The organism is Candidatus Effluviviaceae Genus I sp. (genome assembly GCA_016867725.1).
Taxonomy (GTDB): Bacteria; Joyebacterota; Joyebacteria; order Joyebacterales; family Joyebacteraceae; genus VGIX01.
Map to the genome: position 1 here is coordinate 90,888 of VGIX01000001.1, position 12,833 is coordinate 103,720.

At 70.8% G+C, this 12,833-nt stretch carries 12 protein-coding genes and 1 tRNA gene; all 13 read right to left on the minus strand.

All coding sequences use genetic code 11. The features are described from left to right. Positions 1–64: 64 nt before the first annotated feature. The 13 genes from rpsU to FJY74_00395 all read right to left on the minus strand — a co-directional run bounded on the left by rpsU (position 65) and on the right by FJY74_00395 (position 12,800). Positions 65–268, minus strand: coding sequence for a 30S ribosomal protein S21 (gene rpsU, locus FJY74_00335; GenBank protein MBM3306766.1), 204 nt, complete (start codon positions 266–268; stop codon positions 65–67). Positions 269–419: 151 nt separating this feature from the next. Then, positions 420–1,211 carry a 16S rRNA (uracil(1498)-N(3))-methyltransferase gene (locus tag FJY74_00340; GenBank protein ID MBM3306767.1) on the minus strand — a complete coding sequence of 264 codons (792 nt, stop codon included), beginning with the start codon at positions 1,209–1,211 and terminating at the stop codon, positions 420–422. 46 nt (positions 1,212–1,257) lie between these two features. Then, positions 1,258–2,403, minus strand: a complete 1,146-nt coding sequence (gene dnaJ / locus FJY74_00345; protein MBM3306768.1) for a molecular chaperone DnaJ — start codon at positions 2,401–2,403, stop codon at positions 1,258–1,260. A gap of 44 nt (positions 2,404–2,447) precedes the next feature. After that, positions 2,448–4,382: a molecular chaperone DnaK gene (gene dnaK / locus FJY74_00350; protein ID MBM3306769.1), complete on the minus strand. Its 1,935-nt coding sequence runs from the start codon at positions 4,380–4,382 to the stop codon at positions 2,448–2,450. A gap of 50 nt (positions 4,383–4,432) precedes the next feature. Continuing rightward, positions 4,433–4,942 carry a nucleotide exchange factor GrpE gene (gene grpE / locus FJY74_00355; protein MBM3306770.1) on the minus strand — a complete coding sequence of 170 codons (510 nt, stop codon included), beginning with the start codon at positions 4,940–4,942 and terminating at the stop codon, positions 4,433–4,435. A 19-nt stretch (positions 4,943–4,961) separates the two neighbouring features. Further along, positions 4,962–5,990 (minus strand): heat-inducible transcription repressor HrcA, encoded by a 1,029-nt coding sequence (gene hrcA / locus FJY74_00360; protein ID MBM3306771.1) that lies wholly within the window; start codon positions 5,988–5,990, stop codon positions 4,962–4,964. A 165-nt stretch (positions 5,991–6,155) separates the two neighbouring features. Beyond that, positions 6,156–6,794: a signal peptidase I gene (gene lepB / locus FJY74_00365; GenBank protein MBM3306772.1), complete on the minus strand. Its 639-nt coding sequence runs from the start codon at positions 6,792–6,794 to the stop codon at positions 6,156–6,158. A 42-nt stretch (positions 6,795–6,836) separates the two neighbouring features. Further along, positions 6,837–7,322: a hypothetical protein gene (locus FJY74_00370; GenBank protein ID MBM3306773.1), complete on the minus strand. Its 486-nt coding sequence runs from the start codon at positions 7,320–7,322 to the stop codon at positions 6,837–6,839. Positions 7,323–7,368: 46 nt separating this feature from the next. Beyond that, on the minus strand, positions 7,369–8,343 hold the full coding sequence (locus tag FJY74_00375; GenBank protein MBM3306774.1) for a tRNA 4-thiouridine(8) synthase ThiI: 975 nt from the start codon (positions 8,341–8,343) through the stop codon (positions 7,369–7,371). 24 nt (positions 8,344–8,367) lie between these two features. Then, a tRNA-Sec gene (locus tag FJY74_00380) sits at positions 8,368–8,465 on the minus strand. Positions 8,466–8,520: 55 nt separating this feature from the next. Beyond that, on the minus strand, positions 8,521–9,474 hold the full coding sequence (gene selD / locus FJY74_00385; GenBank protein ID MBM3306775.1) for a selenide, water dikinase SelD: 954 nt from the start codon (positions 9,472–9,474) through the stop codon (positions 8,521–8,523). Positions 9,475–9,615: 141 nt separating this feature from the next. Further along, positions 9,616–11,445 (minus strand): glutamine--fructose-6-phosphate transaminase (isomerizing), encoded by a 1,830-nt coding sequence (gene glmS, locus FJY74_00390; GenBank protein ID MBM3306776.1) that lies wholly within the window; start codon positions 11,443–11,445, stop codon positions 9,616–9,618. After that, the gene (locus tag FJY74_00395; protein MBM3306777.1) at positions 11,421–12,800 is read right to left on the minus strand and encodes a phosphoglucosamine mutase; all 1,380 of its coding nucleotides are present in this window, start codon (positions 12,798–12,800) and stop codon (positions 11,421–11,423) included. The genes glmS and FJY74_00395 overlap by 25 nt, the downstream gene beginning before the upstream one ends. Positions 12,801–12,833: the final 33 nt, after the last annotated feature.

Consider the following 12,833-nt stretch of genomic DNA (forward strand, 5'->3'; position numbering starts at 1 on the left):
TGCGGCAGATGCCCGGCATGGGAGGAGACCGGGTTCCCACGACCTCGCTCGAGCAAGACCGGGGCTAGTCGCCCTTCTGCTGCTTCAGCCTGAGCTTCCTCACCTTGCGCTTGGCGGCGCTGAGCTTCCGCTTCTTGCGCTCGCTCGGCTTCTCGAAGTGCTGGTGCTTCCTGAGATCGGCAAGAACCCCCGCCTTCTCGCAGCGCTTCTTGAATCGGCGGAGGGCACGGTCGAACGACTCGCCATCCTTCACTCGAACGCCCGGCATTCAGATCACCCCTTCGAGTTGGAACGGCCGTGGGCGCGGCCAGATGCAGCAGAGTCCCGCGCGACCGGTGAACCCGACCGCGCGTATCCGCAATGACGCAAAGCGGTTATGATATCTGCTGAGGATTCGCTTGTCAACCACTTCGTGGGCGCTATGGAAGAAGCCGCCCCGACTCGCATGCCACGGCGGCGGCCAGCGCCGCCGCCGCCCAGTCGGCCTTGAGGACGCGGGGGCCGAGGGTCACCGCGGTCGCCCCGGCACGGCCCAGCGCGGCCACCTCCTCGGACGTCAGGCCCCCCTCGGGGCCGACGACGGCCAGCATGGCCGTCCGGCGGCCATTCGGCGCTGCGGCGGTCCGAAGGGCCTCCCGGAGGTGCGCCGCCCGCTCCTCTTCCCACGCCACGCAGGCCCACGGCGACGAGCCGACGCGGTCGAGCAACGCATCGAAGGTGAGCGGGTCGCTCACCCGCGTCAGGAACACGCCTCTCGACTGCTTGAGCGCCGCGGCCGCGACGGCCCGCCAACGGGCGAGCCTCGCGCGCGACGGAGCACGGACCTGCGCGCGTGCGGTCGCGACCGGCACGACCTCTGACACGCCGAGCTCGCCGCACCGGCGCACGACCTCGTCGAACGAGCGTTCCTTGAGAAGCCCCTGCGCGATCGTGAGCGACGTGCCGTCCTCGCGCTTGTGCGCGCGGAGCTCGACGACCTCGAGGACCGCCTCGCAGGGCGCCCGTTGCGCGACGCGCGTCACGCGCCCGATCGCCTCGACGCCTTCCCCGTCGGTCACCCGCGCGAGCGCGCCCGGGCGGATGCGAACCACACGGGCGGCGTGATGCCCCTCGTCGCCTTCAAGGACGACTTCGCCCGTCGCCAGCGAGCCGGGCGGCACGAGGAACGTGTCGAGCCTCCACATCGAGGGGTCCGTCAGAAGCTCCGGCATCCGGTTCCGCGCTCCTGGGCGGCCTCGGCGCGGCCGCTCGCCGACGTCATCCGCTGTGCCCGTCCGGCCGCCGCGCCGGCGGCAGCTTGCCCTTCGCCAGCTCGCCCAGTCTCTTGAGGAGCTTCTTCTCCTCGGAGGAGGGGCGAGACGGCACCCAGACAACGATGCGGACGAGCTCGTCGCCCGACCCGCGGCCGTGCAGACGGGGGATGCCCTTCCCGCGCATACGGAGCACCGTGCCGGACTGCGTCCCCGCGGGGATTGAGAGCCTGGCCTTGCCGCCCAGCGCCGGGATCTCGACCGCGCCTCCCAGCGCGGCCATCTCCACCGACACCGGCAGTTCCGTGATGATGTCGTCGCCGTGCCGTTCGAACACGCCGTGCGGAAGCTCCTCGATGAGGACCACGAGGTCGCCCGCCGGCCCTCCGCGCGGCCCGGCGTTGCCCCCCGCGCGCACGGGGATGTAGTTCCCGGTGGCCACGCCGGCGGGAACATCCACTTCGATGACCTCGGCGCCGCGCGTGACGCCCAGGGCGTCGCACGCGCCGCATCGCTCCTTGATGAGCTGCCCGGTGCCCGAGCACTTCGGGCATGTCGAGATGCTCTGGAACGTCCCGAGCATCCCCATGCTGCGCTGGGTGCGCACCTGCCCGCGCCCGCGGCAATCGGAGCACTCGGTCGGCTTCGTCCCCGGCTTCGCCCCCGAGCCCCCGCAGGCTTCGCAGCGGACGAGCCGCTGCACCTTGATCTTCTTCCTGACGCCCGCGGCGACCTCCTCCAGTGTCAGCCGGAGCCGCACGCGGATGTCGTTCCCGCGGCTCGCGCCCGACCGCGCGCGCCCGCGCCCGCCGAGGCCGAACAGGTCCTCGAAGGGGCTCTCGCCGCCGAAGGTGTGCATGAACGCGCGCAGGGCGTCGTTGAGGTCGAAGGCCTCGCCGCCCTGCCAGGGGCCTCCTGCTCCGGGCTCCATCCCCTGGGCGCCGAACTGGTCGTACTTCGACCGTCTATCGGGGTCGGAGAGCACCTCGTAGGCCGCGGTGACCTCCTTGAACCGCTCTTCGGCATCCCTGTTCCCGGGGTTCTTGTCCGGATGGTGCCTGAAGGCGAGGTCGCGGTAGGCCTTCTTGATCTGGTCCGGGGACGCGTCGCGCCCGACCCCCAGCACCTCGTAGTAGTCATGCGGCGCGGCCATCGCGCTCCTCTGGTCCAGGTCCCGGTCCGGGCCCAAGGTCCGCCCTACTTGCCGTCCCCGTCGTCAACGACCTCGTAATCGGCGTCCACGACCTTGTCGGCCCCCGCGCCGCCCGCTTCCCCGGCCCCGCCGTCCCCGCCCGGCGCGGCGCCCGCGGCCGAGCCGCTCGCGGCCTGCGACGACGCGTACATCTTCTCGGCCAGCTTGTACGAGGCCGTCTTGAGCGCTTCCGCGTCGCGCCGGATGTCCGCGGCGCTTCCGTCCTTCAGCGTCTCCCTGAGCTTCGCGATGGCGTCGTCGATGCCTCGTCGCTCCGAGGCGTCAAGGACGCTCCCGTGCTCCTTGAGCGCCTTCTCCGTGGTGTACACCAGAGCGTCCGCCTCGTTGCGCGCCCCGATCTCCTCGCGCTTCGCGGCGTCCTCCGACGCGTGCTCCTCGGCGTCGCGGACCATGCTCTTGATCTCGTTCTCGGAGAGCCCGGAGGACGTCTCGATCCTGATCTTCTGCTCCTTCCCGGTCCCGAGGTCCTTCGCGGAGACGTGCACGATGCCGTTCGCGTCGATGTCGAAGGTCACGTCGATCTGCGGCATGCCCCGCGGCGCCGGCGGAATGCCCACGAGGTCGAATCGACCGAGCGTTCTGTTCTGCGCCGCCATGGGCCGCTCGCCCTGCAGGACGTGGATGGACACCGCGGGCTGGCTGTCCGCCGCCGTCGAGAAGATCTGGCTCCTCTTCGTGGGGATGGTCGTGTTCCGCTCGATGAGCTTCGTCATGACACCGCCGAGGGTCTCGATGCCCAGGGAGAGCGGTGTGACGTCGAGCAGGAGGACGTCCTTGACGCCCGCCTCGCCGGCCAGGATCGCCCCCTGCACCGCCGCGCCGACCGCCACGACCTCGTCGGGGTTCACGCCCTTGTGCGGGTCCTTCCCGAAGAGGGTGCGCACTTTCTCCTGGACCGCGGGCATCCTCGTGGTCCCCCCGACCAGCACGACCTCGTCGATGTCCTTGGCCTCGAGCTTCGCGTCGGCCAGCGCCTGCCTGCACGGCCCCGCGGTGCGCTCGATGAGGTCGGCGACAAGCGTCTCGAGCTTCGCGCGCGACAGCGTGAGAACGAGGTGCTTGGGACCCGACTGGTCGGCCGTGATGAACGGGAGGTTGATCTCGGCCGAGACCGTCGTCGAGAGCTCGCACTTGGCCTTCTCGGCGGCCTCCTTGAGCCGCTGGAGCGCCATCGGGTCCTTCCTGAGGTCGATGCCGTTCTCGCGCTTGAACTCGTCGGCGATCCAGTCGATGACGCGCTGGTCGAGGTTGTCGCCGCCGAGGTGCGTGTCACCGTTCGTCGAGAGGACGCGCACGAGCCCCTCGTCGATCTCGAGGATGGAGATGTCGAACGTGCCGCCTCCGAAGTCGTAGACCGCGATCTTCTCCTGCGTCTTCTTGTCGAGCCCGTACGCGAGCGACGCGGCCGTCGGCTCGTTGATGATCCGGAGCACGTCGAGCCCGGCGATGCGCCCCGCGTCCTTCGTCGCCTGCCGCTGCGCGTCGTTGAAATACGCGGGCACGGTGATCACGGCCTTCTCGACCTTCTCGCCGAGGTACTGCTCGGCCGTGTTCCGCATGGACTGGAGGATCATCGCCGAGATCTCGGGCGGCGCCAGCCGCTCACCGCGCACCTCCACCCGCACCTCGCCCTTCTCGTCGCGCACGACCTTGTACGGGACGAGCTTGATCTCCTCGCCGACCTCCTCGAAGCGCCGCCCCATGAACCGCTTGATCGAGAACACGGTGTTCTCCGGGTTCGTGATCGCCTGGCGCTTCGCGATCTGTCCCACCAGCCGCTCACCCGACTTCGTGAAGCCGACGACGGAGGGCGTCGTCCTCATGCCCTCCGGGTTCGGGATGACGGTCGGCTGGCCGCCTTCCATGACGGCCACGCACGAGTTCGTCGTCCCGAGATCGATGCCGATGACCTTGCTCATGAACTCACGTCCTTTCCCGCCGGGACCGGCCCCGGCCCGCGCCGCCGTCCCTACTTCGCGACGACGACCTTCGAGCACCTGAGGACCCGGTCGCCCAGCCTGTATCCCTTCTGCGTCTCGGAGACGATCTGATTGCTGTCGTGGTCCGGCGACTCCAGCTGACAGACGGCCTCGTGGAACGCCGGGTCGAACTCCGCGCCGCCCGTCTCGATGGGCACGACGCCATGCTTCTCGAGGAGCTGGAGGAGCTGCCGTCTGATGAGCTCGACGCCGGCCCGGAGCGCGGCGCCGCCGTCCGCGCCCTCGGGAGCGCCGCAGGCGAGCGCGCGGTCGAGGTCGTCCACGACGGACAGAAGCGAGGCGAGGACGTCCTCGCGCGCCTGGTCCGCCCACCGGCACCGCTCCCGCTCCGTCCTCCTCTTGTAGTTGTCGAGGTCCGCGAGCGCCCGAAGCCACTTGTCGTTGAGGGCGGCCAGCTCCTCGCGAAGGGCCGCGACCTCCTCGCTGCCGTCGTCCCGGGCGATGCCGCCGTTCTGCGGTACGGTGCCGTCCTCGACCATCCTCGCCTTTCCGCCCCGGTCAGGAGCTCCGGGGCGCGAACGCCCTGTCGAGGGCCTCCGAGAAGTGCCTGATCAGGCCGACAAGCCTCGGGTATCTCATCCGCGTGGGCCCGATGACCCCGACGCGGCCCACGGCGCCGCCCAGCCTGTACGACCCCACGACGACCGACATGCGCTGCAGGCCCCTGCCTCGGTTCTCGTGCCCGATCGTCACGACGACGTCCCCCGGCTCCGCCGGAACGCGCACGACCTCGGCGAGCGCGCCCTCGCTGTCGATGACCCTTCCCAGAGCCGACACGTGGTCGTGGAACTCTGGATGGCGGAACATGTACCTCGCGCCCTCGTACCTCACCTGGACCGCGTCGTCGAGGGTGAACAGCCTGCGCGCCTCGGCCGCCAGCGCCGCCGCCGCCACGCCGAGAGCTGACGCCCGAGCCGCCAGCCTGGCCGAGACGATGCGCTCCGCGTCCGCCAGGGCCGTTCCCCTCAGCCAGTCCCTCAGCGCGACCTGGGCGCGGACGACGTCGCCCGCGCTCACCCGCAGACCCGCGGCGAGCACGGCGCTGCGGCTCAGTCCGCCGCTGGCGGTCAGGACGCCGAGCACGCCTCCGTCCTCGAGCGGGAGCAGCGTGAGATGCTCGATGGTGCCGCCGGCCGAGGGAGCCACCGTGACGGCCAGCTCCTTCGTGAGCTCGCTCACCATCTTCGAGACCCTGGATGCCATCGCTCCGGGCTCGTGACCGGCGAGCCCGGCGATCCGCTCCGCGATGCGGCAGCGCTCGTCCGTCGAGAGCGGCTGCGGGCTCATGAGGTGATCCACGTAGTAGCGGTAGCCCCTGTCCGTGGGCACGCGTCCGGCCGACGTGTGCGGCTGGAGGATGAGACCGCGTTCCTCGAGCGCCCGCATGACGTTGCGCACCGTGGCCGAACTCAGGCCGACGATGCCCTCTCCGGCGACGATGCCCGAGCTCACCGGCCGCGCGGTGGTCACATAGCCTTCGACGACCGCTCTCAGGATCGCGCCGTTCCTGTCGCTGAGCCGCTCCATCCCACGAACCGGCCTCCCTCCAACCCGCGTCTTAGCACTCGATCCTGGAGACTGCTAACCGTGGAACATAGCGCCGCGTCTCGGCGGTGTCAAGCCGAAACAGGACCGCGCGCCGGGGCGCGGCGCACGGTGCCTGCTCACGAGGACGCTCGGCGCGGCCGCGCGTCACCTGATGACGTCGAAGACCCTGTCGAGGCGGGGGCGCACGTTCCTGCCGTCCCACGACCAGTAGATCATGACGGCCTTGCCCTTGACGCGCCCGATGTCGAGGAACCCCCAGTCGCGGCTGTCGGCGCTCCAGTTCCTGTTGTCGCCCATCATGAAGAGCGATCCCTCGGGGACCTTGATCGGACCGAAGTCCGCCCAGCGCGGCGTCGGGGGCTTGAGCTTGACAAACGTCTCCTCCTTCCGCTCGCCGTTCAGGAAGAGCGCGTTGTTCCGAAGCGCCACGACGTCGCCGGGCGTTCCGATGACGCGCTTGACGTAGTTCTCCTTGCGCGCGCGGGCGTCCGGGTTGGGGTACTCGAAAACGACGACGTCGCCGTAGCGCGGGTCGCGGATGCCGGGGAGTCGCGTGTCCGTGAAGGGGACCTTGATCCCGTAGAGGAACTTGTTGACGATGAGGAAGTCGCCCACGAGGAGCGTGTCCTCCATGGATCCCGAGGGGATCCTGAAGGTCTGAACGACGAAGGCCCTCAGGACGAGCGCCAGGGCCACCGCGGTGAGCACGGTCTCGACGAAGTCGCGGAAGTAGCCCTTCCTCCTGCCCGGTGGCTTCCCCTGGACCGGTCCGCTTCTCGACATCTCCGTCTCCTTGTTGTCCGCCCGGCTCGGCCGAGCCCGGCATCAGAATCTCACGGCGAGGCCGACGCGGAGCGCGCCGCTGCCCGAGAGCGCCTCCTGATCCGCGTCCCGCCGGCCGGGGATGAGGGGCTCGTCGAAGCCCAGGAGATGCGCGTCCACGTACGCGTCGGCCACGCTGAGGAGCCCCACGGCCAGCGCCCACCAGGCGAAGGCCGTCCGCCTGTCGTAGTGCCTCGAGTAGTCCTCGTAGTCGGCGGCGCTGCCGGTCTCGTTGTGCGCGCGGAGCGCCTCCCGGGCCCACCTGTCCTCGAGAACGACGCTCCCGACCAGGAAGGCCTGCGCCGCGCCGACCGCGGCCGCCTTCAGCTCCGAACCGACCACCAGCTGGCCCAGGCCCGGATACGCGACGCCCGCGACGATCGCGGTCGTCGGCGAGACGCGCGCGGCGCCGCCGGGCGCCGCCGAGGCCTGGACGACCGCACAGAGCGCGGCCACGGCTCCCGCGAGCGCGAACCCCGTCCGAGCCATCTGCAACTCCCTCGCCCGCGCGGCGGGCGCGCAGGCCCGCCGCCGATCAGATCGCCAGCGCCCGCCCCCGCTCCCTGGGAAGCGGCGCCGCCGCGATCTCGATGCTCCCGTCAGGCCCCTGGAACTGGATCCTGGGCGTCCCGGGAGGCGCGTCGTCTGCGTAGCTCGCCACGATGCCCGCGGCGAGCGCCCGGTCCTCGCCGGTCGCCGATCCGGAGAGCACCGCCGTCGGCCCCTTGCGGTCGGCCGCCCTCAGCAGAAGGTCACCCGGCGGGCAGGCCTCCGCGAGCACGGCGTTTTCGGACTGATTGCGCCCGACGACGAGCTTCGCCCGCTCCGAGATGCGGAACTGCCGCCCCACGGAGATGAGCCGCACGGACGCAAGCGTGAGGTCGCCGTGGTCGCGCAGGTCCCTCAGAGCGCGCGAGTAGTTCTCGTCCGCGAGGAGACAGCCTCCGGCCGGCGACTTGAAGCGCGAGAACCCGTACGCCGCCGCGAGGGCGAGCTGAGGCTTCCTCGTCCGCCCGTGCAACCCGAGGAGCTTCGAGCGGTCCACCCAGCCCGACTCCTCGGGAACGGTCGGCGGCAGGAGCTGCGCCGACAGGGGCCTCAAGAGGAGCCCCGCCGCGCCCGACTCCCTGACAACGGCCTCGAGCCCGAACCGCATCTGGGACTTCGGGCGCTGTCCGACGACCTCGCCCGTGACGATGAACGACGCGCCCAGGTCGTTCATCCGCTCCGCCGCGCGGCGCACCATGAGCGCGTGGCAGTCGATGCACGGGTTCATATGCTTGCCGAAGCCGTACCGCGGCGCCGCGAGGAGCCGCATGATGTCCTCGCTGAGGTCGATCACGACGAGCTCGATGCCGAGCTCCTCGGCGGCCTCCCGCGCCCCGGTGGCGTCGAAGAACGGCGACTCGAAGCTCACGCCGATGACCTCGATGCCCTGGTCCGCGATGAGCTTCGCCGCAAGAGAGCTGTCCAATCCGCCGGAAAGGAGCGCGAGCGCCTTCAACGCCACCGACCTCCGCCGCCACGCAACGGGTGGCGGGAATGTGTGGGAATCGAACCCACCTCGGACGGGATTAGCCGCCCGACAAAGGGTTTGAAGCCCTCGAGGCCCACCAGGACCCATCCATTCCCGATCGAACGAGGGAGCCCGTAGGCCCCCGGTCAGCTCCATGCCGCCGCTCGGCGGCTACCGCGCCACAATGGGATGCGGCCCCTCGGGCAGCACCCTTCCTATCACCCAGGGCTCGCGCTCGCCCCGGCCCGTGAGCCCGCCGCTCAGCCGCGCGAGGCTCTCCTCCGGCAGCGCGACGAGAAGCCCGCCCGACGTCTGCGGATCGTAGATCGGGTCCGCGCTCGCGCCCGCAGCCGCGCTCACCGATCTTCCGTAGTACTCGCGGTTCGTCGCCAGCCCGCCGGGGAACACGCCGGCGTCGAGGAACTCGCGGACGCCGCGCAGGAGCGGCACGCTCGCGAGATCGATCTCGAGGGTCACGCGGCTCGCCCGCGCCATGGCGGACGCGTGCCCCGCGAGGCCGAAGCCCGTGACGTCGGTCGCGGCCGTCGCTCCCGCCTCGACCATGGCCTCCGAGGCCGCGCGGTTCAGTCTCCTCATCACGGCCGTCGCCTCAGCGAGGCTCTCGGCGGAGAGCTTCCCCTCCTTGAGCGCCGTCATGAGAATGCCCGTTCCGAGCGGCTTCGTGAGCGCGAGCGCCTGCCCGGGGCGCGCGCCGGCGTTCGTCACGACGCGCTTCGGGTGGACCGTCCCCACCACGGCGAGCCCGTACTTGAGCTCGCGGTCGCTCACCGAGTGGCCGCCGACGATCGACACGCCGGCCTCGGCGGCCGTGTCCTCTCCTCCAAGGAGGATCTCCGCCATCGCGTCCGGCGGAAGCTCCCCGTCGGGGAAGCACAGCACGTTGAGCGCCATCACGGGCCTTCCGCCCATCGCGTACACGTCGGAGAACGCGTTGGCCGCTGAGATCCTCCCGAAATCGCGCGCGTCGTCCACGACCGGCGTGAAGAAGTCCACTGTGAAGACGAGCGCGACCTCGTCGTTCAGAAGGTAGACCCCGGCGTCGTCCACGGTGCCCTCGGAGACGAGCACGCGTGGATCCGCGATGGGCGGCAGCTTGGCGAGCACGGGAAGCAGGTCCTCCGGACCCAGCTTCGACGCTCAGCCCGAGCAGCGCACCTTCTGTGTGAGCTTCCAGTCCATCCGTCCCTCGTTCCGGGCGCCCGCCCTCGCGGGAACCGGCGCCCGCGCCCCGGACCCGGCCGCCGCCTACTCGACGGTCACGCTCTTCGCCAGGTTCCGCGGCTGGTCCACGTGGCAGCCGCGCTCCACCGCGATGTGATACGCGAGGAGCTGCAGCGGCACGACGCTCAGGATCGGCGTCAGGTGCGGAAGCGTCCTCGGCACCTCGATGACAGCGTCCGCCATCCTCTTGACCTGGTCGTCGCCGTGCGACGTGACCGCGATGATCCGTCCTCCGCGCGACCTGAGCTCCTCCATGTTCGACAAGACCTTCTTGAGGAACACGTCGTGCGGCGCGATGACGACGACCGGCATGTTCTCGTCGATGAGGGCGATCGGCCCGTGCTTCATCTCGGCGGCCGGATAGCCCTCGGCGTGGATGTACGAGATCTCCTTGAGCTTGAGCGCGCCCTCGAGCGCCACCGGGAAGTTGTAGCCCCGCCCGAGGTAGAGAAAGTTCGAGTGCTTCGCGAAGCGCTTCGCGATCTCGCTGATCTCGTCGTTCTTCGCGAGGACCTCGGCGATCTGGCCGGGGATGTTCAGCATCGCCCGCACGATCCTCCGCCCCTCGGTCACCGAGACGTTCCGCGCGCGACCAAGCATCAGCGCGAGCGCCGCGAGCACCATGAGCTGCGAGGTGAACGCCTTCGTGGACGCGACGCCGATCTCGGGGCCGGCGTGGATGTACACGCCGCCGTCGCTCCTGCGCGCGATCGTCGACCCGACCACGTTCACGATGCCGAGCACGACGGCCCCTCTCCGCTGCGCCTCGACCATGGCTGCCGCCGTGTCCGCGGTCTCGCCCGACTGGCTGATGACGAGCACGATGTCGCCGGGGTTGATCACCGGGTTGCGGTAACGGAACTCCGACGCGTACTCGACCTCCACGGACACGCGCGCGAGGTCCTCGATCATGTACTCGCCAATGAGGCCGGCGTGCCACGAGGTGCCGCAGGCGATGATGATGATCCGCTTCGCGTCGTTGAGCGCCCGCCGGTGCTCGCGGAGGCCTCCGAGGAGCGCGTCGCCCGCGGTCTCGATGAGGCGCCCGCGCACGGCGTCCATCACGGTCTGTTCCTGCTCGAAGATCTCCTTGAGCATGAAGTGCGGGTAGCCGTTCCGCTCGATCATCTCGACGTTCCAGGTGATGCGCTCCACGTCCTTCGTGATGAGCTCGTTCTGGAGCGTCGTGGTCGAGAATCCGTCCGGCGTCGCGACCACCATTTCGAGATCGTCGAGATACACGACGTCCCGCGTGTAGCGCACGAGCGCGGCGACGTCGGACGCGACGTAGTAGCCGTCCTTCGCCACGCCGATCACGAGGGGGCTTCCGTTGCGTGCGCCCACGATCTTCCGCGGCTCGTCGGCGTGGACGACGGCGATCCCGTAGGCGCCCTGGACCCACGCGAGCGCGGCCCGCACCGCCTCCTCGAGGTTGCCGGCGTAGTGCTCCTCGATGAGGTGCGCGAGGACCTCCGTGTCGGTGTCCGACCGGAACGCGTGGCCCTTCGCCTCGAGAGACCTGCGCAGGGCGACGCAGTTCTCCACGATGCCGTTGTGCACGACCGCGACCCTGCCGGTGCAGTCCACCTGCGGGTGCGCGTTCTTGTCGCTCGGCTCGCCGTGGGTCGCCCACCGCGTGTGCGCGATCCCCGTCATGCCCTGCACGGGGTCCTCGTCGAGGATGCGCTGAAGGTCGTCGATCTTCCCCCGCGTCTTCCTGACGAGCAGCCGCCCGTCGGCGATGACGGCGACGCCCGCCGAGTCGTAGCCGCGGTACTCCATCCTTCTCAGGCCATCGACGAGCACGGGGACCGTGTCCCTCGCGTCCGTCACGACCGCGATGATGCCGCACATGGGCGTGTTCCTTCCGACATCCGGGAGACGACGCCTTCGGCCGCGTCGGCGAGGGACCGTGCGTCCGCGGGACTCCCCGCCTCGGCGATGACCCGCACGACCGGCTCAGTACCGGACATCCTGACGTGAACCCACCTGCCGGGCCAGCACATCTTCACGCCGTCGGTGAGGTCCGGCGTGGCGCCCGAGAAGGCCGCCGCCATGGACTCCGTGAGCGCCTGCTGCGACGGCACGGCCGCCGCGACCTTCCGTTTGACCATCGAGTACGTCGGGAAACGCGCGACGACGGCCGACGCCGGCCCGGCGCCTGGCCGAGCGAGCGCGGTCATCACGAGGGCCGCCGCCGTCGCCGCGTCGCGCCCCGGGTGGACCGACGGCACGATGACGCCGCCGTTGCCCTCCCCGCCCACGACGGCGTTCACCTCGAGCATGCGCGCGACCACGTTGATCTCACCGACCGCGGTCCGCCACAACGGCGCGCCGTGCGCCCGCGCGACGTCCTCGATCATGAGGCTCGTCGAGACGTTCGCGACGACGGGGCCCGGGCGGGCGGTCAGCACCACGTCCGCGGCGAGCGCGAGCGTGTACTCCTCGCCCACGGGTCGCCCGCGCTCGTCCACGATGGCGAGGCGGTCCGCGTCGGGATCGCACGCGAGCCCCGCGGCGGCGCGCTCGCGGACGACGGCCTCCGAGAGCGCCGCGAGGTGCTCGGGGACCGGCTCCGCACCCCGTGAGAACGGTTCCCCGGCCGCGCATGAGAGCTCCACGACGTCGCAGCCCAGGTCCCTGAGGAGCCCCGGCAGGACGACGGACCCCGCGGCGTTGACGCAGTCGAGCGCGACGCGGGGACGCATCCGCGCGATCGCGTCGCGGTCCACGAACGGGCACGACGCCACGAGCCTGACGTGCTCGTCGGCTGCCCCGCTCCACGCCGACTCGGCCGGCCCGTCGCTGCGGACGGCCCCGCCACCGCCGTCGGCGAGGTCAAAGACGCGCTCGACCTCCTCGCGCGTGAGGAACACGCCGCGCGGCGAGAAGAACTTGAACCCGTTCCACTCCTCGGGGTTGTGGCTCGCCGTGACGGCGATGCCGCCGGCGAACCCGCGCAGCCGCGTCGCGACGCCCACGGTCGGCGTCGGCACGACGCCGAGATCGATCGCTCCGGACCCGCTCTCCCGAACGCCGCGGCGGACCGCGGCGGCGAGGCGGTCGCCTCCCCGTCTGGAGTCGCGGCCCACGGCCACGGCCCCGCGGACGGTCGCCCCGAAGGCCCGGCCGTACAGCGCCGCCGTCTCCTCCGTGATGTCCCGTCCGACGATGCCGCGGACTCCCGAAACGCCCCTGATGAGGCCCATCCGGCGTCTCCATGCACATCGCGTGCCACCGGG

Excerpts from the sequence above, each read along its gene's own strand:
- rpsU (MBM3306766.1), bottom strand. The coding sequence starts at position 268 with ATGCCGGGCGTTCGAGTGAAGGATGGCGAGTCGTTCGACCGTGCCCTC.
- FJY74_00340 (MBM3306767.1), bottom strand. The coding sequence starts at position 1,211 with ATGCCGGAGCTTCTGACGGACCCCTCGATGTGGAGGCTCGACACGTTC.
- dnaJ (MBM3306768.1), bottom strand. The coding sequence starts at position 2,403 with ATGGCCGCGCCGCATGACTACTACGAGGTGCTGGGGGTCGGGCGCGAC.
- dnaK (MBM3306769.1), bottom strand. The coding sequence starts at position 4,382 with ATGAGCAAGGTCATCGGCATCGATCTCGGGACGACGAACTCGTGCGTG.
- grpE (MBM3306770.1), bottom strand. The coding sequence starts at position 4,942 with ATGGTCGAGGACGGCACCGTACCGCAGAACGGCGGCATCGCCCGGGAC.
- hrcA (MBM3306771.1), bottom strand. The coding sequence starts at position 5,990 with ATGGAGCGGCTCAGCGACAGGAACGGCGCGATCCTGAGAGCGGTCGTC.
- lepB (MBM3306772.1), bottom strand. The coding sequence starts at position 6,794 with ATGTCGAGAAGCGGACCGGTCCAGGGGAAGCCACCGGGCAGGAGGAAG.
- FJY74_00370 (MBM3306773.1), bottom strand. The coding sequence starts at position 7,322 with ATGGCTCGGACGGGGTTCGCGCTCGCGGGAGCCGTGGCCGCGCTCTGT.
- glmS (MBM3306776.1), bottom strand. The coding sequence starts at position 11,445 with ATGTGCGGCATCATCGCGGTCGTGACGGACGCGAGGGACACGGTCCCC.
- FJY74_00395 (MBM3306777.1), bottom strand. The coding sequence starts at position 12,800 with ATGGGCCTCATCAGGGGCGTTTCGGGAGTCCGCGGCATCGTCGGACGG.